Annotated in this window: 22 protein-coding genes; 7 read left to right on the top strand and 15 right to left on the bottom strand. The window is 65.1% G+C overall.

The window, feature by feature from the left end:
- Window positions 1-3: 3 nt before the first annotated feature.
- Entirely contained in the window at window positions 4-1,005 is a 1,002-nt protein-coding gene (locus tag GC146_RS09205; protein ID WP_291837287.1) for a polyprenyl synthetase family protein, read from the bottom strand.
- 59 nt (window positions 1,006-1,064) lie between these two features.
- On the opposite strand from GC146_RS09205, the gene GC146_RS09200 reads away from it, so the two are divergent.
- The 3 genes from GC146_RS09200 to GC146_RS09190 all read left to right on the top strand — a co-directional run bounded on the left by GC146_RS09200 (window position 1,065) and on the right by GC146_RS09190 (window position 2,323).
- Window positions 1,065-1,280, top strand: a complete 216-nt coding sequence (locus GC146_RS09200; RefSeq protein WP_291837285.1) for a DUF2007 domain-containing protein — start codon at window positions 1,065-1,067, stop codon at window positions 1,278-1,280.
- The gene (locus tag GC146_RS09195) at window positions 1,258-2,034 is read left to right on the top strand and encodes a methyltransferase (RefSeq protein ID WP_291837283.1); all 777 of its coding nucleotides are present in this window, start codon (window positions 1,258-1,260) and stop codon (window positions 2,032-2,034) included. The genes GC146_RS09200 and GC146_RS09195 overlap by 23 nt, the downstream gene beginning before the upstream one ends.
- 121 nt (window positions 2,035-2,155) lie before the next feature.
- Window positions 2,156-2,323: a DUF465 domain-containing protein gene (locus tag GC146_RS09190; protein WP_291837281.1), complete on the top strand. Its 168-nt coding sequence runs from the start codon at window positions 2,156-2,158 to the stop codon at window positions 2,321-2,323.
- On the opposite strand, the gene GC146_RS09185 is transcribed toward GC146_RS09190, so the two are convergent.
- The 4 genes from GC146_RS09185 to GC146_RS09170 all read right to left on the bottom strand — a co-directional run bounded on the left by GC146_RS09185 (window position 2,320) and on the right by GC146_RS09170 (window position 6,195).
- The gene (locus GC146_RS09185) at window positions 2,320-3,195 is read right to left on the bottom strand and encodes an EamA family transporter (protein WP_291837279.1); all 876 of its coding nucleotides are present in this window, start codon (window positions 3,193-3,195) and stop codon (window positions 2,320-2,322) included. The two genes, GC146_RS09190 and GC146_RS09185, sit on opposite strands and share 4 nt — an antisense overlap.
- 67 nt (window positions 3,196-3,262) lie before the next feature.
- A complete protein-coding gene (gene phbB, locus GC146_RS09180) occupies window positions 3,263-3,988 on the bottom strand; it encodes an acetoacetyl-CoA reductase (protein ID WP_291837277.1) in 726 nt (241 codons plus the stop codon).
- Window positions 3,989-4,056: 68 nt separating this feature from the next.
- Window positions 4,057-5,232, bottom strand: coding sequence for an acetyl-CoA C-acetyltransferase (locus GC146_RS09175; protein ID WP_291837275.1), 1,176 nt, complete (start codon window positions 5,230-5,232; stop codon window positions 4,057-4,059).
- A gap of 159 nt (window positions 5,233-5,391) precedes the next feature.
- Complete coding sequence (locus GC146_RS09170) at window positions 5,392-6,195, bottom strand: EAL domain-containing protein (protein ID WP_291837272.1); 804 nt, start codon at window positions 6,193-6,195, stop codon at window positions 5,392-5,394.
- Between the two features lie 82 nt (window positions 6,196-6,277).
- Here GC146_RS09170 and GC146_RS09165 point away from each other — a divergent pair, with 82 nt between their 5' ends.
- A complete protein-coding gene (locus tag GC146_RS09165) occupies window positions 6,278-6,868 on the top strand; it encodes a DNA-3-methyladenine glycosylase I (protein WP_291837270.1) in 591 nt (196 codons plus the stop codon).
- On the opposite strand, the gene GC146_RS09160 is transcribed toward GC146_RS09165, so the two are convergent.
- The 3 genes from GC146_RS09160 to pgsA are packed head-to-tail and all read right to left on the bottom strand — an operon-like array spanning window position 6,854 to window position 8,164.
- Entirely contained in the window at window positions 6,854-7,273 is a 420-nt protein-coding gene (locus tag GC146_RS09160; RefSeq protein WP_291838492.1) for a molybdenum cofactor biosynthesis protein MoaE, read from the bottom strand. The genes GC146_RS09165 and GC146_RS09160 overlap by 15 nt on opposite strands.
- A gap of 25 nt (window positions 7,274-7,298) precedes the next feature.
- Window positions 7,299-7,547 (bottom strand): molybdopterin converting factor subunit 1, encoded by a 249-nt coding sequence (gene moaD / locus GC146_RS09155; protein ID WP_291837268.1) that lies wholly within the window; start codon window positions 7,545-7,547, stop codon window positions 7,299-7,301.
- The gene (gene pgsA, locus GC146_RS09150; RefSeq protein ID WP_291837266.1) at window positions 7,544-8,164 is read right to left on the bottom strand and encodes a CDP-diacylglycerol--glycerol-3-phosphate 3-phosphatidyltransferase; all 621 of its coding nucleotides are present in this window, start codon (window positions 8,162-8,164) and stop codon (window positions 7,544-7,546) included. The genes moaD and pgsA overlap by 4 nt, the downstream gene beginning before the upstream one ends.
- A gap of 176 nt (window positions 8,165-8,340) precedes the next feature.
- Between pgsA and sbmA the strand changes: the two genes are divergently transcribed.
- On the top strand, window positions 8,341-9,597 hold the full coding sequence (gene sbmA / locus GC146_RS09145) for a peptide antibiotic transporter SbmA (RefSeq protein ID WP_291837264.1): 1,257 nt from the start codon (window positions 8,341-8,343) through the stop codon (window positions 9,595-9,597).
- A 32-nt stretch (window positions 9,598-9,629) separates the two neighbouring features.
- On the opposite strand, the gene GC146_RS09140 is transcribed toward sbmA, so the two are convergent.
- The 7 genes from GC146_RS09140 to GC146_RS09110 form a co-directional block, all read right to left on the bottom strand.
- Entirely contained in the window at window positions 9,630-10,193 is a 564-nt protein-coding gene (locus GC146_RS09140; protein ID WP_291837262.1) for a hypothetical protein, read from the bottom strand.
- A 139-nt stretch (window positions 10,194-10,332) separates the two neighbouring features.
- Window positions 10,333-12,213: an excinuclease ABC subunit UvrC gene (gene uvrC / locus GC146_RS09135; RefSeq protein ID WP_291837260.1), complete on the bottom strand. Its 1,881-nt coding sequence runs from the start codon at window positions 12,211-12,213 to the stop codon at window positions 10,333-10,335.
- Between the two features lie 286 nt (window positions 12,214-12,499).
- Entirely contained in the window at window positions 12,500-13,279 is a 780-nt protein-coding gene (locus GC146_RS09130) for an SDR family oxidoreductase (protein WP_291837258.1), read from the bottom strand.
- Between the two features lie 10 nt (window positions 13,280-13,289).
- A complete protein-coding gene (locus GC146_RS09125; protein ID WP_291837256.1) occupies window positions 13,290-14,243 on the bottom strand; it encodes a calcium/sodium antiporter in 954 nt (317 codons plus the stop codon).
- A gap of 136 nt (window positions 14,244-14,379) precedes the next feature.
- On the bottom strand, window positions 14,380-15,177 hold the full coding sequence (locus tag GC146_RS09120) for a S49 family peptidase (RefSeq protein ID WP_291837254.1): 798 nt from the start codon (window positions 15,175-15,177) through the stop codon (window positions 14,380-14,382).
- Window positions 15,178-15,218: 41 nt separating this feature from the next.
- Window positions 15,219-15,980 carry an ABC transporter permease gene (locus GC146_RS09115; protein ID WP_291837252.1) on the bottom strand — a complete coding sequence of 254 codons (762 nt, stop codon included), beginning with the start codon at window positions 15,978-15,980 and terminating at the stop codon, window positions 15,219-15,221.
- Window positions 15,977-16,903, bottom strand: a complete 927-nt coding sequence (locus tag GC146_RS09110; protein WP_291837250.1) for an ABC transporter ATP-binding protein — start codon at window positions 16,901-16,903, stop codon at window positions 15,977-15,979. The genes GC146_RS09115 and GC146_RS09110 overlap by 4 nt, the downstream gene beginning before the upstream one ends.
- Window positions 16,904-17,011: 108 nt before the next feature.
- On the opposite strand from GC146_RS09110, the gene GC146_RS09105 reads away from it, so the two are divergent.
- On the top strand, window positions 17,012-18,454 hold the full coding sequence (locus GC146_RS09105; RefSeq protein ID WP_291837248.1) for an amidase: 1,443 nt from the start codon (window positions 17,012-17,014) through the stop codon (window positions 18,452-18,454).
- A gap of 115 nt (window positions 18,455-18,569) precedes the next feature.
- Window positions 18,570-20,180 (top strand): FMN-binding glutamate synthase family protein, encoded by a 1,611-nt coding sequence (locus GC146_RS09100; RefSeq protein WP_291837246.1) that lies wholly within the window; start codon window positions 18,570-18,572, stop codon window positions 20,178-20,180.
- Window positions 20,181-20,192: the final 12 nt, after the last annotated feature.

Here is a 20,192-nt window from a genome sequence, read left to right as displayed (position 1 = left end):
ACGCTAGTTCAGCCGGGCGACAACATAATCGGCAAGATCGGCCAACATCGGACGAATCTCGTGCGCAGGCACAAGATCGAGTTGCGCCCGCGCATGGGCGGCCCAGCGCAGCGCCTCTTGCCGGACCTGTTCCAGCGCGCCGTGGCGGGTCAGCAGGGCCATGGCCTGGGCCAGATCACCCTCTTCCTGCCGGCCCTTGCCGATCGTCCGCTCCCAAAAGGCGCGTTCCTCGGCATCGGCGGCGGCAATGGCCTTGATGATGGGCAGGGTCAGCTTGCGCTCGCGGAAATCGTCACCGGTATTCTTGCCGATCACCGCGGCAGTGCCGCCGAAATCCAGCAGGTCATCGACCATCTGGAAGGCCACGCCCAGCGCGTCACCATAATCGTAAAGCGCACGCACAACCGGCTCGGGCGCACCTGCAATCACGCCGCCCACCTCTGTCGCAGCCGAAAACAGCGCCGCGGTCTTGCCGCGCACGATCTTCAGATAGGTCTCTTCGGTGGTCGCAAGGTTGCCCGCGGCGGTCAGTTGCAACACCTCGCCCTCGGCGATGGTAGCGGCAGCATTTGCGAGGATATCCAGCACGCGGATCGACCCGGTCTCGACCATCAGCTGGAACGAGCGGGCAAACAGGTAATCGCCCACTAGCACCGAACTCTGGTTGTCCCAAAGCAGGTTGGCGGTGGGGCGGCCGCGCCGCTGGTGGCTTTCGTCGACCACATCATCATGCAGCAGCGTGGCGGTGTGGATGAATTCGACCGTCGCGGCGAGGTGGACATGATAGGGCCCGCGATTACCGCAAAGCCGCGCGGCGGCCAGCGTCAGCATCGGGCGCAGGCGCTTGCCCCCGGCCTCGATCAGGTGGGCAGTCACCTGCGGGATGCGCGGGGCGTGTTCTGACGCCATACGCGCACGGATCATCGCGTTGACCGCATCGAGATCGGCGGTCAGCGCCGCGGACAGCCGGTCAAGCGGCGTGCTGGCGGCGACATCGAGGTTCATCGCGACAACTCCCGTAACAGAAATGGACAAAGATGCGGGGGCACCTTACCTCATGGGCCATGAAAGAGCTTTTGCGCACCAACGACCCGACGGTCATCGCCTTTGCCACCGCCCTTCTGAACGGCGAGGGTATAGACTGGTTCGAATTGGACGTAAACATGAGCATCCTCGACGGCAGCCTTGGCATTTTGCCGCGCCGGATCATGGTGCGGGATGCCGACCTGTTCATGGCGCGGGCGGTGATGCGGGACAATGACATCGACACCGGCAGCTGAGCGCGGCGCGACAACCGAAGACGGATTCCTTGGCGGGCGGCTGCGCATCCGGCAGCCTGTGCGCGGATTTCGCGCCGGAGTGGACGCGGTGTTGCTGGCCGCGGCGACCTCTGCACAGCCGGGCCAGACGGTGCTGGAGCTTGGCTGCGGCGTGGGCACTGCGGCGCTATGCCTGATGGCCCGCGTGCCGGACCTGACGGTGACGGGGGTGGAGGTGCAGCCGGACTATGCCGCGCTGGCCGAGGCGAATGCGGCGGCCAACGGCATGGCGCTGGAGGTGATCACCGCCGACCTTGCCGCCCTGCCGGCAGACCTGCGCCAGCGCGGCTTCGACCATGTCATCGCCAATCCGCCCTATTACGACAGAGCCGCCAGCACCGCCGCCACCGATCCGGGCCGCGACGTGGCACTGGCCGGCGACACGCCCTTGGCCGACTGGATCGCCGTGGCGGCGCGGCGTTTGCGCCCGGGCGGGCAACTGACACTGATCCAGCGAATCGCGCGCCTGCCGGAGGTCCTGACGGCACTGGAGGGGCGAGTGGGCTCCGTCGTGCTGCGCCCGCTGGCGCCGCGTGGGGGCCGGGCTGCCACGTTGTTCGTTCTGGGGGCAAGGAAGGGCGGGCGGGCGGCCTTTCACCTGTCGGCCCCGCTGGTGCTGCATGACGGCCCGGTGCATGGGCACGATGGCGAGGATTACAGCCCCTTGGCGCGCGCAATTCTGCGTGACGGCGCCGCGCTGCCGCTGCGGGATTAACCTTTCGGCAAGCCTTGGCCGGCATCGTTGGGTCGCGGGCCGGGCGCCGCCTTGGCAGGTGACAGATTTGCAAAAGTGTGGTGCACTGAATCCGACGAAACCCTGACAGAGGAGGACGACCATGACATTGAGTTCGCATTTGCAGGAGTTGCGTAAGAAGCACCAAAGCCTCTCCGAGGCGGTGGAAGCGGCCCAGCGCAGCCTCGGCGCCGATGATCTGGAAATCGCGAAGCTCAAGAAGCAGAAACTGCAACTCAAGGAAGAGATCAGCCGCCTGTCGACGAACTAGGCCCGCGTGCGGCCGGTGGCGCGCGCCGCCACCGCCGCACCGCCGGTGATCAGCGCCGCTGCGACCAGTAGGCGCGGCGTCGCAGGCGCGATGCCTGCGCCGATAAGCACAAGGGTGGACAGCAGCGGTGCCGCGTAAGACGCGACGCCAAGCAACTGAATGTCGCCCTTCTTGACGCCGATGTCCCAGACGTAGAAGGCCAGCCCGACCGGGCCGAGGCCAAGTGCGATGACGGCAAACCATCCGGCGGATGTCGTGGGCCACACCGTTGGCTCGACGGCAACATGCAGCAGCGCAGAAAGCGCGGCCGTGCCAAGGCAGAACACCGCGACAGCAGCAGTTGGCACGCGGCCCAAACGGCGCGAGATGACCGAGTAGCTGGACCATGTCAGCGCACAGAGAAAGGCCAGCCCGTAGCCTGGCAGCGCCGCGCCGCCAAAGCCCGTGCGAAGGACCGGACCCAGCACAATCAGCGCCGCCCCGGCGAACCCCGTCAGCGCGCCAAGGATATGACCTGCGCGCAGCCGCTCGCCCGGCAAGAGCCCCGAGAACAGGACGATCAGCAGCGGCCAGAGATAGGCGATCAGCCCGGCCTGCGCGGGCGGCGCCATCCTGAGCGCCGCGAAATAGAGCGCGTGATAGCCGAACAGCCCCGCGATGCCGAAGGCATAGACTGGCAAGGGCACGCGCGCCAGTTGCGCCAGCCCGCCGGTAAGCAGCACCCAGATCACCCCCACACCACCGCCAATGGCAAAGCAGATGGCGTTCAACTGCAGCGGCGGCACCGGTGCGCTGGCGACGGTCAGCACGGCCAGCAGCGCCCAGAGAAGGACGGCGGCAAATCCGGTGGCAGTGGCGGCAGAACGGGTCATCGGGGCAGGTCACACGAAAAGGGCCGGCCCCGATGGACCGGCCCGCAACGCGGTATGGACCGCGGCCTTAGATCATGTATTGCCCGCCATTGGCCGACAGGGTCGATCCGGTGATGAACCCGGCCTCATCGGAGGCGAGGAACACCACGCAACGCGCGATCTCGTCGGCTTCGCCCAGCCGGCCCACGGGGATCTGCGGCAGGATGACCTCGTTCATCACCTTTTCGGGGATCGTGCTCATCATCTCGGTGTTGATGTATCCGGGCGCCACGACGTTGACGGTGATGCCGGCGCGCGCGCCTTCCTGCGCCAGCGCCTTGGTAAAGCCGATGTCGCCCGCCTTGGCGGCGGCGTAGTTGGCCTGCGCGAACTGGCCTTTCTGCCCGTTGATCGAGCTGATCGAGATGACGCGGCCGAACTTGCGCTCGCGCATGCCGGGCCAGACGTTGTGGGTCATGTTGAACAGACCGTTAAGGTTGGTGCCGATCACCTCGGACCATTGTGCGGGCGACATCTTGTGGAAAGGCGCGTCACGCGTGATGCCGGCGTTGTTTACCAGCACTTCGATCGGGCCGAGATCGGCCACGACCTGTGCGATGCCGGCCTTGCAGGCCTCGTAATCGGCCACGTCCCACTTGTAGGTCTTGATGCCGGTCTCGGCGGTGAAGGCCGCGGCTTTCTCGTCATTGCCGGCATAGGTGGCGGCCACGCTATAGCCTGCGGCCTTCAGCGCCTTGGAAATGGCGGCGCCAATGCCGCGCGATCCACCGGTGACAAGGGCAACTCGGGACATGGGGTTCTCCTCCGAATGTCTTTGTGAATAGGGTCCGCGCCCCTCCTCCGGGGCGCGGGATCAGGTCGTCAGGGGCGTTCGACGCACATTGCCACGCCCATGCCGCCGCCAATGCACAGCGTGGCAAGGCCCTTCTTGGCACCGCGGCGCTTCATTTCGAACAGCAGGGTGTTGAGGATGCGCGCGCCCGAGGCGCCGATCGGGTGGCCGATGGCAATGGCACCGCCGTTCACGTTCACGATGGACGGATCCCAGCCCATGTCCTTGTTGACCGCGCAGGCCTGTGCCGCGAAGGCCTCGTTCGCCTCGACCAGATCAAGGTCCGAGACCTTCCAGCCGGCCTTTTCCAGCGCCTTGCGGCTGGCCGCGATCGGGCCGACGCCCATGATCGACGGATCGACGCCCGCGGTCGCGTAGGACACGATCCGCGCCAGCGGCTCGATCCCGCGCTTCTCGGCGTCCTTGTCGGACATCAGCAGGGTCGCCGCCGCGCCGTCGTTCAGGCCCGACGCGTTCCCGGCAGTGACGGTGCCATCCTTGGTGAAGGCGGGCCGCAATTTCGTCATCGATTCGATCGTGGACCCGGCACGGATGTATTCGTCTGTGTCGACCACGATGTCGCCCTTGCGGGTCTTGATGGTGAAGGCCACGATCTCGTCCTGGAACTTGCCAGCGGCGCGCGCCGCTTCGGCCTTGTTCTGGCTGGCCACGGCGAATTCATCCTGCATCTGGCGGCTGATCTGCCATTGCGAGGCCACGTTCTCGGCCGTCTGGCCCATGTGGTAGCCGTTGAAGGCGTCCCACAGCCCGTCGCGGATCATCGTGTCGATGAAGGCCATGTCACCCATTTTCTGTCCGGCGCGCAGCGGCGCGGCATGGGGGCTAAGGGTCATGCTTTCCTGTCCACCGGCCAGCACGATGGCTGCATCGCCCAGCTGGATGTGCTGGGCGCCCAGCGCGACCGCGCGCAGGCCCGAACCGCAGACCTGGTTGATGCCCCAGGCAGCAGCCTCGATCGGCAGGCCGGCGTTGACGTGGGCTTGGCGGGCCGGGTTCTGGCCTTGTGCGGCAGTCAGCACCTGACCGAGGATCGTTTCGCTGACCTCGGCCTTGTCGATCCCGGCGCGGGCGACAACCTCTTGCAGGACGGCGGCGCCAAGATCATGCGCGGGCGTGGTGGCGAAGGAACCGCCGAAGCTGCCCACGGCGGTACGGGCGGCGGATGCGATTACGACATTGGTCATGGGGAAGTCCTTCTCTGGCGATCGTGCCGGGCCAGGCGCGTCTTCCGCGAGCGGAGGGCCGCTCTGGTCGCGGCGGTTGTGGCCTGTTTAGGGGCTCCGGGCGAGCAGGGCAATGCCGAAGGACCCGGCGGGCAGCGTGGTGGCAAGGGGCAGCCGCGATCAGAGCGTGAACTTCGGCACGCCAAAGTGATAGCCCTGCAGGCAATCGACGCCGAGCGATTGCAGCATCTCGACTTCGGCGATTGTTTCAACGCCCGCGGCCACCGCGAACATCTCGAACTGGTGGGCGACAGTGATCAGCGCTTCGGCAAGAACCTGGTTGTCGGGAGAGGCCTCGATCCCGCTGGTATAGCCGGCGTCGATCTTGACCATATCGAAGTAGAAATCCTTCAGCAGCCGAAACGAGATCAGCCCGCCGCCGAAATCGTCCAGCGCGAACGACACGCCAATGGGCTGCAGTTCGGCCATGAATCGGATCACCACCTCGTGCAGTTGCATCGCCGACCCCTCGCTGATTTCAAGGATCAGGCGTTCGCCGATCCGGCGGTCGCCGTGCAGGCGCTCATTCAGGATCTGACGCCATTTGCCATAGCCCATCGAGCGGGCGGACATGTTCAGCGACAGCCGCAGGCGCGGGTTGTCCTGCAGCATGTCGAGGCCCAGACGCAACGCGGCGCAATCGATCTCGCGCCCAAGGTCGGTTTCCTCGACCCATGGCATGAACTGATGCGCGGGGATGATCCGGCCGCCAGCGTCGCGCAGCCGCACCAGCCCCTCGTGGAATACCGGCTGGTGGCTGTGCGCGGCGACGACCGGCTGGAAGGCCAGTTGCGCGTTGCCTTCGGCCAGCGCCTGCCGCACCATGCCCATCACATCGCCGTCGCGGCTGGCCATCGCGGCCTCGAACGGGTCGCGGGGCGTGGTCGCGTCAAAGGCGCGCGGCTGCAGGTCGGGCAGGATCATTTCTTGCATCCCCAGGTGCTGGTGCAGGCTGGGCGGCGCAGGGCTAAGAACAGGTTAAGACAGGCGGCGGAACCGGGGCGAAATGTCTGCAATTGAAGGCAATGCGGGGCGCTGCCCCTGGGCGGGGACCGATCCGCTTTACGTGGCCTACCACGACACCGAATGGGGCGTGCCCGAGCGCGACAGTCGCGCGCTGTGGGAAAAGCTGATCCTCGACGGGTTTCAGGCCGGGCTGAGCTGGATCACCATCCTGCGCAAGCGCGACAATTTCCGCCGCGCCTTTGCCGGATTCGATCCGCACGTCATCGCCGCTTGGGGCGAGGCCGATGTCGTTCGCCTGCTGGGCGATCCCGGCATCGTGCGCCACCGCGGCAAGATCGAGGCGACGATCGGCAATGCGCGGGCCTGGCAGCGGATCGAGGCGCGGCAGGGGTTCGACCGCTTCCTCTGGGATCGCATCGGGGGCGAGCCGGTGCAGAACCGCTGGGTCAGCCCGGCCGAGGTGCCGACGGAAACCGCCCTGTCGCGGCAGATTTCGCGCGATCTGAAGGCCGAGGGGTTCCGGTTCTGCGGGCCGACGATCGTATATGCCTTCATGCAGGCGGTTGGCATGGTCAACGATCACCTCGTGGGCTGCCCCTGCCACGACGGACCGCTGTCACCAACGGCCTAGCGCGGCCTCGTCCTCGTCGGTGGCGGCGACCCACTTGGCCCCTTCCCGCGTCAGTTCCTTCTTCCAGAAGGGGGCGCGGGATTTCAGGTAATCCATCAGGAATTCGGCCGACTCGAACGCCGCAGCGCGGTGCTGCGCGGCTGTTGCGACCATCATGATCGGCGTCCCGGCATCGAGAATGCCATATCGATGGATGACAAGCACACCTGACAGACCCCACCGGTCGCGCGCGGTCTCGGCCATCGCGGTAACGGCACGTTCGGTCATGCCGGGATAATGTTCGATCTCCATCGCGGTCAGGCCGGCCGCAACATCGCGCACGATGCCGGTAAAGCTGACAACGGCCCCGGCGCCGGCGGTGGCCGCCGTGAAACGATCAAGCTCCGGTCCGGCGTGGAACGGCATGGGTTCGATGCGGATGTCCAGCATCTCAGCCTCCGGTCATCGGCGGAAAGAACGCCACCTCGCGCACACCGTCGAGCGACGCATCGAATTCCGACAGATCCTGGTCGATCGCCACGCGCAGGGCGCGCAGGTCGGCAAAGGCGCGGGCGTGATCGTCGTCGCGTGCCTTCAACTCGTCGACAAGGTCGGCCACGGTGCGCGCCTGCGTTTCGACCCGTTCGTGCGACAGGCCGATGCGTTCGCGCACCCATGCGAAATAGCGCACCTCGATCATGTCTGATCCCGCAAGTGCGGCAGCGATTTGCGGAAGTAGTCCCAGCCGGTGATCAGAGTCAGCACGGCCGCGACCCAGAGAAGGATAATGCCAACAAGTGTCGCCCAGCCGGCAGGACCATCCGACAGCCGCGCCAGTCCACCAACCGTGGGCCCGCGCCCCCGCTCGAGATAATCGAGCCCAGTCCCGAGAAACAGGATAGCGATGGCAACCATCTGCGCCGTGGTTTTCCACTTGGCCAGTTTCGTGACCGCCAACAGCTTGGCGGTGGCGCCGAGGTACTCGCGCAGGCCCGAAACAAAGACCTCACGGAAGAAGATCAGCGTCGCAGGCAACAGGATCCACGGGTTCATGCCGGAAAAGCCGGTGATGACAAGAAGCGCGATGATGACCATCGCCTTGTCGGCGATCGGGTCAAGCATGGTGCCGAATTTCGATTCCTGCTTCCACGCGCGGGCGAGGTAGCCATCGAAGTAATCGGTGATCGCGGCAAGGACAAAGAGGATCAGCGCCGCCCAGTCTGCGCCGGGGCGGTGGAAATAGAGGAACATCACCGCGACGCCGGGCGCGGCGGCCAGGCGCAGGACGGTCAGGGTATTGGGCAGCGTCCACCTCATGACGCGAGGCTTACACAATGCCGCGCTGTTGCGAAAGAGACAGCCGACCGCATCACGATTTCGCGGTTGCAGCGGCGGAAGATTGCGCTTTGTCCAGCAAACGCCCTAGCTTGCCCGCCTGAGACGGTCGCGGGTTGCCGCGGCTGCGTTTCCCTTTGGGCGAGGAGCCATCGCGCATGTTCGTATCCTTCTTCCCGCGGCCGAAGGCCTTCTTCCTTTCGGTCCTTGTCTGGGCGGCCATCACCGTTGGTTTCTGGTACTGGGGCGGCGAGAACATGGGCACCCTCGTCGGGTTCCCCGTGACAGACCCGAACGCCGCGCCCGTGATCGGGCTTGGCTACTTCATCACTCCGCAATTCCTATGGTTCTACATCTATTGCATCCTGTGCGTCGGCATTTTCGCGACGGCATGGTTCATCCTCAGCCCGCATCGCTGGCAATGGTGGGCGATCATCGGTTCGTCGCTGATCATCTTTTCGGATTACTACAGCGTGCAGGTCTCGGTGGCGCTGAACAACTGGCGGCGGCCCTTCTTCGACGCGGTTCAAGGCGCCCTGCAAACACCCGGAAGTGTGCAGGCATCCGAGTTCTACCGACTGATCGCGATCTTCGCTTCGATCGCCTTCGTCTGGATGCTGGTCTACGTCGCGACGAAGTTCTTCGTCAGCCACTACGTCTTTCGTTGGCGCACCGCGATGAACGACTACTACATGTCGCGCTGGCCGAAGGTGCGCCAGATCGAGGGGGCATCGCAGCGGATCCAGGAAGACACGATGCGCTTTGCCAGCATTGTCGAGGATCTGGGTGTCGCCCTGATCGATTCGATCATGACGCTCTTTGCCTTCCTGCCGATCCTCTACGTTCTGTCGGACAGCGTCGCCGAGTTACCCATCATCGGCCCGCTGGCGCATGCGCTTCTCTGGGCCTCGATCGGCTGGTCGGTCTTCGGCACATTGCTGCTGGCGGTCGCGGGGATCAAGCTGCCGGGGCTGAACTTCCGCAACCAGCGGGTCGAGGCGGCCTACCGCAAGGAGCTGGTCTTTGGCGAAGATGACGAGAACCGCGCGCAACCTGCGACGGTGGCCGAGATGTTTGCAGCGGTGCGCAAGAACTACTTCCGCCTCTATTTTCACTACGCCTACTTCAACATCTTCCGGGGCATGTACATTCAGGCGGACAACGTCTTCGCCTATTTCATCCTGATCCCCACCATCGCCGCCGGGAAGATTACATACGGCGTGCTGCAACAGATCCTGACGGCCTTCGGGCAGGTTTCGGGCTCTTTCCAGTACCTCGTCAGTTCGTGGACCACGATCGTCGAGTTGCAGTCGATCTACAAACGCCTGCGCGCGTTCGAGAGGGCCTTTGAAGGGCTGCCGCAGAACCCCATCGAGTCGACCCAGTTCAAGGGCGAAGAAGTGCCCATGAACTGAGGCGTGATAGCTCCGGTTCCCTCAACCGCGGGCTATGGCACGTCCCAGCTTGACGGGTCGGGGACGGGGCGTTTCGCCCCCGGCGCGCGCCCTGCCGGAACGACCCTGAGACCGGCGATGTCGCCGAGCGCGCGGCGAACCTTGTCGACCTCGGGCGCGGCAGGGTGCATCGCAAGGATTTGCACCGGCCTGCCATCGGCATCCCGGACGAAAAGGTGGACGAACCTGTTCGCCTCGATCGGTCCCACCCTGTTGCCACCATTTACGGGCGTGGCCAACAGTTCGGCGACAAGCTCGCCCGGCCGGACGGTGATCCGTCGCTCTCCGAAGAAGCTGGGCACGCAGATCTGGCCCGGCCGGATTGTCAGCGCGGGCGTGCGCCATGCGTTGATCATGCCAAGGCCCAGCGCGACCGCCCCGACCAGCCCCAGCAGAAGCCAGGCGATGGTGGCCGGATCGGACCATGAGCCGGCGACGAGGGCCAGCAGCACGCCCACGATGGCCGCGATGATGATGGCCACGCCGACAATACCGTTCGCCACCTTGCCCGGCAGGATGAATTCCGGGCTGCGCGTCGGGCCGGGGTCTTGGGTCATCGGTGCAAAATCCGCAGGTCAGGGCATGAAAGGGCCGTCATCAATCGCCATGTCGGGCGTCAGCCGGGGCGGCCAATGAAAAAGGCGCGTCCCGTCCGCCTGCGCGGCGGATCGACTAGACCCGCGGCGCCCGCTTGCGTCAACCGCGAGCGTGGAAGAAGTCGTAGATCGTCTGCGCCAGCGTTTCCGAGATGCCATCGACCGCCTTGAGGTCGGCGAGGTTGGCGCGCGACACGGCCTTGGCGCTGCCGAAGTGCGCTAGCAAGGCGCGTTTGCGCGTGGCGCCCACGCCGGGCACCTCGTCCAGCGGGGTGGCGCCGATGGCCTTGGACCGCTTCGCGCGATGGGTGCCGATGACGAACCGGTGCGCCTCGTCCCGCATCCGCTGTATGAAGTAGAGAACCGGGTCATTGCGCTGCAGGGCAAAGGGGCGGCTGTCGCCGGGGCGGTAAAACTCTTCCTTGCCGGCGTCGCGGTCGATGCCCTTGGCGACACCGATCATCGGCACGTCCTCGACCCCCAGTTCGGCCATGATCTCGGCCACGGCGCTGACCTGCCCGGCGCCACCGTCGATCAGCAAGAGATCGGGCCACTGGCCAGAGCTACGATCGGCGTCTTCCTTCAACAGACGTTCGAAGCGCCGCGTCAGAACCTCTTTCATCATGCCGAAGTCGTCGGAATTGGCACCCGCCTCGGACTTGATGTTGAACTTGCGATACTGGCCCTTCTCGAACCCCTCGGGCCCGGCGACGATCATCGCACCAACCGCGTTGGTGCCCTGAATGTGGCTGTTGTCGTAAACCTCGATCCGTTTCGGCGGCGCATCGAGATCGAACGCCTCGGCCAGTCCACGCATCAGCTTGGCTTGCGTCGCGGTTTCCGACATGCGGCGTGCAAGGCTTTCGCGCGCGTTGCGCTGTGCGCCTGAGACAAGCTCGGCCTTTTCGCCGCGCTGGGGCACGGCGATTTCGACCTTGCGCCCGGCCTTGTCGGCCAGCGCCTCGGCCATCAGATCCTCGTTGTCGAGGCCGTGGGACAGCAGCAGCATCCGCGGCGGTTCGCGGTCGGAATAGAATTGGCCGACGAAAGCTTCCATCACCTCCGAAGGGTCCTCCTCGCCGCTGATGCGGGGGTAGAAATCGTGGTTGCCCCAGTTCTGGTTGGCGCGGATGAAAAAGACCTGAACGCAGGCCTGCCCGCCGTCGATATGGAGCGCGATGACATCAGCCTCGGCCACGCCACGGGGGTTGATCCCCTGCGCCGTCTGCACCTGCGTCAGCGCGCGGATGCGGTCGCGCAGGGCCGCGGCGCGTTCGTATTCCATCGCCTCGGCGGCGGTAGCCATCTGGGTGGCCAGCGTTTCCTGGATTGCCGTGGTCTTGCCCGACAGGAACTGCGCCGCATCGCGGACCGAAGCGGCGTAATCGGTCTCGGAAATCAGGCCGACACAGGGCGCCGAACAGCGCTTGATCTGGTAGAGCAGGCACGGCCGGGTGCGGCTGGCGAACATCGAATCGGTGCAGTTGCGCAGCAGAAAGACCTTCTGCAGCTGATTGAGCGTGCGGTTGACTGCGCCGGCGCTGGCGAACGGACCGTAATAGTCGCCTTTTTCCGACTTCGCGCCGCGATGCTTGCGGACCTGCGGAAAGGGATGGTCGCGCGGGATCAGGATATTGGGGAACGACTTGTCGTCGCGCAGCAGCACGTTGTAGCGCGGCTTGAGCTGCTTGATGAGGTTCTGTTCCAGCAGCAGCGCCTCAGTCTCGGTGCGCGTGGTCAGGAACATCATCGCCGCAGTTTCGTGGATCATCCGCTCGATCCGGGGCGAATGACCGCCGGGACGGGCATAGTTGCTGACCCGCGCCTTGAGGTTGCGCGCCTTGCCGACGTAAAGCACGCGGCTTTCCGCATCGAGCATCCGGTAGACGCCCGGCGAGGTGTCGAGCGTCCGCAGGTAGGCCTGGATGCAGGCATAGCCCGTCAGGGCGGGCGCGGCGGGGCTGGAGATGTCGTCAGCCATGGGCGGACTTTCGTGATTCTGCTCTGGCAAGGAGGATAATCGGCGCAAGTTCAAGAGCAAAGCTATCCCCGTTTTTTGTGGATAACCTTGGGGGTGAAGCGTGGAGACGGGGGAATCTGCCTTGTTTTCCTGTCGCCTGATCTACTTGCCTATTTTTTGGGCGACTTTGCAGGTCATTGAAAACAATACGAATTATTTCTGATGCGTCGCAAATCACTGAAAAACATAAGGAATCATGAACGATTTGTAACGAACCCGTGACGCGGTGCACAACTCTGCCCTTGGGTCACTCGGGCCCAAGCACGTCGGGCGTCTTCCAGGCAAGATGCTGACCGCCATCAACACAAAGAATCTGGCCCGTCACGGCAGGCGCATCGAGGAAATATCCCAAGGCCGCGGTGATGTCGGCGGGGTTCGCGCCGCGGCCAAGGATCGTCGCCGCGCGTTGTTTGCGGAAATGTTCGGCGGTCTGGCGCGCGCCACGCAACGTCGGGCCGGGGCCGATCGCATTGATCCTGACGCGCGGCGCCAGCGCCTGTGCAGCGGTGCGGGTAAAGGCCCAAAGGCCCATCTTGGCGATGGTGTAGGTCATGAATTCGGGCGTGGGTTTCAGCACCCGCTGGTCGATCATGTTGACGACTAGGCCCGTGGCGATCGGTTCACCATTGTCTTCATTAGCATCGGGGACATGGGCGGCCATCGCCTGCGTCAGCACGAACGGCGCACGCAAGTTGGACTCGATGTGCCGATCCCAGCCGGTGCGCGTAGCACTTGCAAGCGTGTCGTATTCGAAGATGGACGCGTTGTTTACAAGGCAGCCCAGCGGGCCGCCCAATGCCTCCATCGCGCGCGGGACCAGTCCTTGGGTGGCGTCTTCGTCCAGCAGGTCGGCCTGAAGGGTAACCGCGCGGCGGCCCGCGGCGCGAATGGCGGCAGCGGTCTCCTCGGCGCCGTCTTTGGACCCGGCGTAGTGGACGGCCACGTCAAAGCCGCGCTGGCCAAGGTAAATGGCCATCGCCTGTCCCAGACGGGCGCCTGCGCCTGTCACCAATGCCCGTTTGTCCACTGCCGTCTCCTCAGCCAAGCACGGCCATCAGATAGACCAGATAGAGTGCCGACAAGCCCACGCCCCATGCCTTGGTAAGATCGCGCCCGAAAAACACGGCCGGAACCAGCAGCAGCGACGCGGCGAGCATGATCCAGAGATCGCGCGTCAGGAACATCGGATCAACCTGAACGGGCCCGACAAGGCTGGCGATGCCCATGATGCCAAGAAGGTTGAACATGTTCGACCCGATGACGTTGCCCAGCGCCACGTCGGCCTGCTGACGCCGAGCGGCCATCACGGTGGTCGCCAGTTCCGGCAGCGACGTGCCGATGGCGACAAGGGTCAGCCCGATCACGGTTTCGCTGACGCCATAGGCGCGGGCGATGCTGACTGCGCCCTCGACCAGAAGGTGCGCGCCAAGCGGCAGACCAACAAGGCCCCCGACAAGAAAGGCCATGATCCACGGCCAAGGCATGTCCGGATCGGCCCCTTCGACATCGCTCTCGCGTTGGCGCGCGGCGGACCGCCCGGCATGGGCCAGCATCAACGCCAGCCCGACCAGCAGGACCAGTCCGCTGATCCATGTCAGCGTGCCGAATGCGCAGAGCGCGATGAACAGAAGACTTGCGCCGATCATCTGCACGAAGCTGTTGCGCGTCTCGGACCGGCTGGCATGGATAGTGGTGATCAGCGCCGGGATACCCAGCACCAGCAGGATATTGGCCGTGTTCGACCCCACCACGTTACCCAGCGCGATGCCCGAGGCATTGTCCATCACTGCCTGGATCGAGACCAGAAGCTCCGGTGCCGAGGTACCAAAGGCCACGATGGTCAGCGATACGATCAACGCGGGCACGCCCAGCCGTAGCGACAGGTTGACGGCACCCTTCACCAGCGCGTCGCCCGCAAAAAGCAGAATCACGAGGCCCACCAGGACCATCAGCCAAGCCATCAGCCGCGTCCCTTCCCACCGCAGGGGCATGGCCCCTTACCGATGCGAAAACGCCCGCAATGTGGGCACTTCGCCGAAGCCAGCCGGTCTTGCCCCGGAAAGCGGAACTTGCCGAAAATGCCGAGGATCATGATCCCGACAAGAAACAGGGTGACGACCTTGACGATCACCCGATGCCGAACCGCGCGTAGGCCGCGCGCTCCTCAACCCCGTCGATCACGTCGCCGACGATTTGCGCGCCGAAGCGCTGGAACAGCGAACGGCGCGGCGCATAGCGGCGAAAGCGCACCTTGTCGCCAAACCGGGCCTTCATCGTGGGCACAAGGTGGCCGATCGCGTCGGCAAGGCCCACTTCGACGGCCTTGTCGCCGATCCAGACCTCGCCCGAGAAAAGCGCAGGATCGTCCTTGAGGCGCGGCCCACGGCGGGATTTCACATGGTCGATGAAATAGGCGTGCAGGTCGGTCAGCCACCCTTCCAGCCGGGCCACATCCTCGGGCTTTTCGGGGCGGAACGGGTCCAGCATGGATTTCGAGGTGCCGGCGGTATGGACCCGGCGTTCGACGCCGTAGCGCGCGATGGCCTCGTGCAGGCCGAAGCCGGCCGAGATAACGCCGATGGAGCCGAGGATAGAGCCGCGGTCGGCAAAGATCTCGTCCGCGGCGCAGGCGAGCCAGTAGCCGCCCGATGCCGCGACATCCTCGACGAAGGCGAAGACTGGCACCTTCTTTTCGTCCGCCAGCCGCCGGATCCGCGCCGCGATCAGCGAGGATTGTACCGGCGAGCCTCCGGGCGAGTTGATCTGCAGCGCAACGGCGGTTGGTTTGCCCTTGGCAAAGGCCCGTTCGATCACCGGCCCGAGGCCCGGATCGTCAAGCCCCCGCGCGGCATTGGCGATAGCACCCTGCAAGCGGATCACCGCGACAAGCGGGGGACGGTTGATGAAGGGGAGGTTCAACTGCATGGGCTTTCACTTAGGCAGGGGCGCAACGCGGGACAAGCCGGTTACTGCCGAATGCGCCAGCCGGTGCGGAAGATCCACCAGATCGCCGAGAGGCAAAGCGCCATGAATGTCGCGATGGCCAGCAGGCTGATCCCGATCGGCACGTCAGCCTGTTCGATGAAAGACCACCGAAAGCCGGAAATCAGATAATGCACCGGATTGAGCAATGTCACCACCTGCCAGAACGGCGGAAGCATGGTGGTGGAATAAAAACTGCCGCCCAGAAAAACCAGCGGCGTGATGATCAAGAGCGGGATCAGCTGCAACTGTTCAAAATTGCCCGCCCAGATGCCGATGATGAAACCGAAGAGGGCAAAGCTGATGCAGGTCATCAGAAGGAAGGCCAGCATCGCCAGGGGGTGGGCGATGTGGACATCGACGAAAAGAAAAGAGGTGGCCAGGATCACCGACCCGATGATCAGCGATTTCGTTGCCGCCGCGCCCACATAGCCGATCGTGATTTCGATGAAGGTGACAGGGGCCGACAGGATTTCGTAGATCGTGCCGATGAACTTGGGAAAGTAGATGCCGAAGCTGGCGTTCGACGTGGCCTGCGTCATCACCGACAGCATGATCAGCCCCGGCACGATGAAGGCGCCGTAGCTGACCCCCTCGACCTGGGTGATGCGGCTGCCAATGGCGGCGCCGAAGACCACGAAGTAAAGCGAGGTCGAGATCACCGGCGAAACCAGCGATTGCAGGATGGACCGGAAGAACCGTGTCATCTCGAAGCGGTAAATCGCGAAGATGGCGCGCAGGTTCATGCGTTTTCCTTCACAAGCCCGACAAAGATTTCCTCGAGGCTGCTTTCAGCGGTCCGCAAGTCGCGCATCTTGATGCCCGCCGCCTGCAGATCGGCCAGCAGGCGGGTGATTCCAGTGCGCTCGCCTGTGGTGTCGTAGTCGTAGGTCAGGTGTTGACCGTCCTCGCTGCGCTGCAGCCCGTATTGCTCCAGCCCGGAGGGCAGCGTGGTCACCGGATCGACAAGTTCGATGACAAGGTGTTTGCGCCCCATCCGCTTCATCAGCGCGGCCTTGTCCTCGACCAGCAGGATACGGCCCTTGTTGATCACGCCGATGCGGTCGGCGATCGCCTCGGCCTCTTCGATGTAATGGGTCGTCAGGATGATCGTGACGCCGGATTTCTTCAGCTCGGCCACGACCTCCCACATGTCCTTACGCAGCTCTACGTCGACGCCGGCGGTGGGCTCGTCCAGAAACAGCACGCGCGGTTCATGCGCCAGCGCCTTGGCGATCAGCACGCGCCGGCGCATGCCGCCCGAAAGCTGCCGCGCGGTGCTGTCTTTCTTGTCCAGCAGCGAAAGCTGGGCCAACACTTTTTCGATAAATGCATCGTCGCGGCGCTTGCCGAAAAGGCCGCGGGTGAAGCTGACGGTGTTGAACACCTTCTCGAAGGGTTCAAGGTTGATCTCCTGCGGCACCAGCCCGATCAGGCTGCGCGCGGCGCGGAAATCGCGCACCACGTCATGCCCGCCCACGCTGACGCTGCCAGAGGTCGGCACGGTGATGCCGCAGATGGTGGAGATCAGCGTCGTCTTGCCCGCACCGTTGGGGCCGAGAAGCGCGATGATCTCGCCCTCCTCGATGTCGAGGTTGACCTTGTCGAGCGCGGTAAAGCCCGATGCGTAACGCTTGGTCAGGTCACGGACCTGGACGATGGCTGGCATGGTCCCTCTCTTTCGAGGGAGAACCTAGTGCGACGGGGGGCGCAGGGGAAGGGACGGCTTGCGCATCGGGACGGGGCGGAGTCAACTGTCGCCAAGGAGGGGCCGGCGATGGATTACGAAGCCCATGATGCAACCGGTCTGGCCGCATTGGTCGCCCGCGCCGAGGTTAGCCCGGACGAGTTGCTGGACGCGGCGCTGGAGAGGGTCGCAGCATTGAACCCGAGGCTGAACGCCGTGGTGCTGGTGCAGGAACGCACGGCGCGGCGCCACATCCGCGAGGGGCTGCCGCAGGGGCCGTTCCGGGGTGTGCCGTTCCTTCTGAAGGATCTGGGCTGCGAGGCGGTGGAGTTTCCGTCGCACAATGGCTCGGCCCTGCTGCGCAACACGACCTATCGGCGCAACAGCACAATCTTCGAGCGGATCGCGGCAACGGGCGTGGTCACCTTCGGGCGCACCACGTCACCCGAGGGCGGGATCGGCGCGGCGACCGAGGCTGCCGTCTATGGCGGGCCGACGCGCAATCCGTGGGATCTGACCCGCACCTCGGGCGGCTCCTCGGGCGGCGCGGGGGCGGCGGTGGCGGCAGGGATCGTGCCCATCGCGCATGGCTCGGACGGGGGTGGGTCGGTGCGGATCCCGGCGTCGAGTTGCGGGTTGTTCGGGTTCAAGGCAACCCGTGGGCGGTTTCCTGACGGACCGGATGCTGGCGAAGGCTGGGCCGGAATGTCGATCGACGGCTTTCTGACCCGTTCGGTGCGCGACAATGCGACACTGATGGACGCTTGCGCCGGGCCGGACAGCGGCGCGCCCTACTGGGCCCCGCCGATGGAAAAGGGATACCGCGCCGCCATCGCCGCGCCGCCCCGGCGGCTGCGCGTGGCACTTTGCCCCACGACCTTCAGCGGCGCGGCCGTTCACCCCGACTGCACCCGCGCAGTGACCGAGACCGGCGCCCTGCTGGCCGATCTGGGCCATGATGTGGACCTCGCCCGCCCACAGGCCGACCACGAGAGCATGATGCGGGCATGGACGCAGATCGTTGCCTGCGGCACGGCCCTTGGTGTGCGCGGGGCGCTGGCCGCACGCGGGCGTGATCTGTTGCCGGGCGATCTTGAAGGCGTTTCGCGCGGGGCTCTGGCCTATGCCGAGGGCATCAGCGGCGCCGATTACCTCGCGGCCGTCGAACGTATCCACGCCTATGGCCGCGAGATGGCGAACTTTTTTGCCGATTGGGATATTCTGGTCAGCCCCACGCTGGCCGAGCCGCCGGCCGAGGTGGGCCGCTTTGCGCATGACACCGAGGATTACGAGGGCTTCCGCATCGGGCCCGGTGGCGTCTTTGCCTATTCGCCATTCTGCGCGGCCTTCAACGCCAGCGGCCAGCCCGCCGCCAGCATGCCGCTGCACTGGACCGAGGACGGGCTGCCGGTGGGGGTTCACGTCGCCGCGCCCTTCGGCGCCGACGAAGAGCTTATCGCGCTTTGCGCCGAACTGGAGGCCGCGCGCCCGTGGTGTCACCGCCGCCCGCCGGTGCGACTGGCGCCAGACTAGACCGGCGATGCGCAGTTCGCGCCGCGGGCTCACCGCTGATTGTAAGGGGTCGCCCCTCGTGCGCCATTGCTGCTAGCGTGATCCGGAAAGGCGCAACCGGAAGGACGAAGAGAACATGCACACCTTGCGCTCGATGGAACGCTACACCGCGCTCGCGGCCGTTGCGGCACTGACACTCGGCTCGCTGGTTCTGTTGGTCTGGTCGGACTGGGCGTGGATCGCTGTCGCGATCTTCGGATTTCTGACGGTACTGGGCCTGCGAGACCTCGTGCAACCGGCGCATTCGATCCTGCGCAACTATCCCGTGATCGGCCACATGCGGTTCCTGTTCGAGGGGATCCGCCCGGAAATCCGGCAATACCTGATCGAAAGCGACAACGACGAAGAGCCTTTTAGCCGTGACGCGCGGTCGCTGGTCTACCAGCGCGCAAAGGGGGTGGAGGACAAGCGCCCGTTCGGCACCCGGCTGCGGGTGTATGAATCGGGCTATTCCTGGCTGACCCATTCGATCAAACCCGTGCATGTCGACAACACGGACTTTCGGGTGACCATCGGCGGGCCGGACTGCACGCAGCCCTACAATGCCTCGCTCTACAACATCTCGGCGATGAGCTTTGGCGCGCTTTCGGCCAACGCGATCCTTGCGCTGAATACCGGCGCGCGGATTGGCGGGTTTGCACATGACACCGGTGAGGGCAGCATCAGCCGTTATCACCGCAAGCCGGGGGGTGACCTGATCTGGGAGATCGGGTCGGGCTATTTCGGGTGCCGCACCGATGAAGGCAAGTTCGCGCCAGACACCTTCAAGACGCAGGCCGCCGACCCGCAAGTCAAGATGATCGAGCTGAAGCTGAGCCAAGGGGCCAAGCCCGGTCATGGCGGGGTCCTGCCCGGCGCAAAGGTTACGCCCGAGATCGCCGAGGCGCGCGGTGTGCCGATGGGCAAGGATTGCATATCGCCTTCGGCGCACAGCGCCTTCAGTACACCGCTGGAGCTGATGGAGTTCATGCGCCAGCTGCGCGAGTTGTCGGCTGGCAAGCCCGTGGGGTTCAAGCTGTGCATCGGGCACCGGCGCGAATTCATGTGTATCGTCAAGGCGATGCTGGAAACCGGCATTACCCCCGATTTCATCGTCGTCGATGGCAAGGAGGGCGGCACCGGTGCCGCGCCGCTGGAATTCGCCAACCATGTCGGCATGCCGATGGTCGAGGGGCTGACCTTCGTGCACAACACGCTGCGCGGTGCCGGGCTGCGCGACCGGATCAAGATTGGCGCGGCGGGCAAGCTGATTTCGGCCTTCGACATCGCCCGCGCACTGGCGCTGGGGGCCGATTGGTGCAACTCGGCCCGAGGTTTCATGTTCGCGGTGGGCTGCATCCAGGCGCAGTCCTGTCACACCAACCGCTGCCCGGTCGGCGTGGCCACGCAGGATCCGTTGCGCCAGCGCGCGCTTGACGTGGGTGACAAGAGCACGCGGGTCGCGCGGTTTCATGCCAACACGCTGAAAGCGCTGGGCGAAATGGCCGGTGCCGCCGGGCTGGAAGACCCGCGCCATTTCCTGCCGCGCCACTTCATGACCCGGCAGAATGACGGGAACATGGTGACCGGCGACGAGGCCTTCCCATACCTGCCCGAAGGTTTCCTGCTAGAAAAGGGACAGGACGCGCTTGGCTACAAGACCCGCTGGGACCGGGCCCGGGCTGACAATTTCGCCCCGATCGACTGACGCCGGGGCGCA

Origin of the sequence: Limimaricola sp., from assembly GCF_016125575.1 — a bacterium.
Classification (GTDB): Bacteria; Pseudomonadota; Alphaproteobacteria; order Rhodobacterales; family Rhodobacteraceae; genus WGLM01.
The sequence above is the reverse complement of the archived record's forward strand: the minus strand, read 5'-3'. Positions and strand labels throughout refer to the sequence as shown.

Excerpts from the sequence above, each read along its gene's own strand:
- GC146_RS09205 (WP_291837287.1), bottom strand. The coding sequence starts at position 1,005 with ATGAACCTCGATGTCGCCGCCAGCACGCCGCTTGACCGGCTGTCCGCG.
- GC146_RS09200 (WP_291837285.1), top strand. The coding sequence starts at position 1,065 with ATGAAAGAGCTTTTGCGCACCAACGACCCGACGGTCATCGCCTTTGCC.
- GC146_RS09195 (WP_291837283.1), top strand. The coding sequence starts at position 1,258 with ATGACATCGACACCGGCAGCTGAGCGCGGCGCGACAACCGAAGACGGA.
- GC146_RS09190 (WP_291837281.1), top strand. The coding sequence starts at position 2,156 with ATGACATTGAGTTCGCATTTGCAGGAGTTGCGTAAGAAGCACCAAAGC.
- GC146_RS09185 (WP_291837279.1), bottom strand. The coding sequence starts at position 3,195 with ATGACCCGTTCTGCCGCCACTGCCACCGGATTTGCCGCCGTCCTTCTC.
- phbB (WP_291837277.1), bottom strand. The coding sequence starts at position 3,988 with ATGTCCCGAGTTGCCCTTGTCACCGGTGGATCGCGCGGCATTGGCGCC.
- GC146_RS09175 (WP_291837275.1), bottom strand. The coding sequence starts at position 5,232 with ATGACCAATGTCGTAATCGCATCCGCCGCCCGTACCGCCGTGGGCAGC.
- GC146_RS09170 (WP_291837272.1), bottom strand. The coding sequence starts at position 6,195 with ATGATCCTGCCCGACCTGCAGCCGCGCGCCTTTGACGCGACCACGCCC.
- GC146_RS09165 (WP_291837270.1), top strand. The coding sequence starts at position 6,278 with ATGTCTGCAATTGAAGGCAATGCGGGGCGCTGCCCCTGGGCGGGGACC.
- GC146_RS09160 (WP_291838492.1), bottom strand. The coding sequence starts at position 7,273 with ATGCCGTTCCACGCCGGACCGGAGCTTGATCGTTTCACGGCGGCCACC.
- moaD (WP_291837268.1), bottom strand. The coding sequence starts at position 7,547 with ATGATCGAGGTGCGCTATTTCGCATGGGTGCGCGAACGCATCGGCCTG.
- pgsA (WP_291837266.1), bottom strand. The coding sequence starts at position 8,164 with ATGAGGTGGACGCTGCCCAATACCCTGACCGTCCTGCGCCTGGCCGCC.
- sbmA (WP_291837264.1), top strand. The coding sequence starts at position 8,341 with ATGTTCGTATCCTTCTTCCCGCGGCCGAAGGCCTTCTTCCTTTCGGTC.
- GC146_RS09140 (WP_291837262.1), bottom strand. The coding sequence starts at position 10,193 with ATGACCCAAGACCCCGGCCCGACGCGCAGCCCGGAATTCATCCTGCCG.
- uvrC (WP_291837260.1), bottom strand. The coding sequence starts at position 12,213 with ATGGCTGACGACATCTCCAGCCCCGCCGCGCCCGCCCTGACGGGCTAT.
- GC146_RS09125 (WP_291837256.1), bottom strand. The coding sequence starts at position 14,243 with ATGCCCCTGCGGTGGGAAGGGACGCGGCTGATGGCTTGGCTGATGGTC.
- GC146_RS09120 (WP_291837254.1), bottom strand. The coding sequence starts at position 15,177 with ATGCAGTTGAACCTCCCCTTCATCAACCGTCCCCCGCTTGTCGCGGTG.
- GC146_RS09115 (WP_291837252.1), bottom strand. The coding sequence starts at position 15,980 with ATGAACCTGCGCGCCATCTTCGCGATTTACCGCTTCGAGATGACACGG.
- GC146_RS09110 (WP_291837250.1), bottom strand. The coding sequence starts at position 16,903 with ATGCCAGCCATCGTCCAGGTCCGTGACCTGACCAAGCGTTACGCATCG.
- GC146_RS09105 (WP_291837248.1), top strand. The coding sequence starts at position 17,012 with ATGGATTACGAAGCCCATGATGCAACCGGTCTGGCCGCATTGGTCGCC.
- GC146_RS09100 (WP_291837246.1), top strand. The coding sequence starts at position 18,570 with ATGCACACCTTGCGCTCGATGGAACGCTACACCGCGCTCGCGGCCGTT.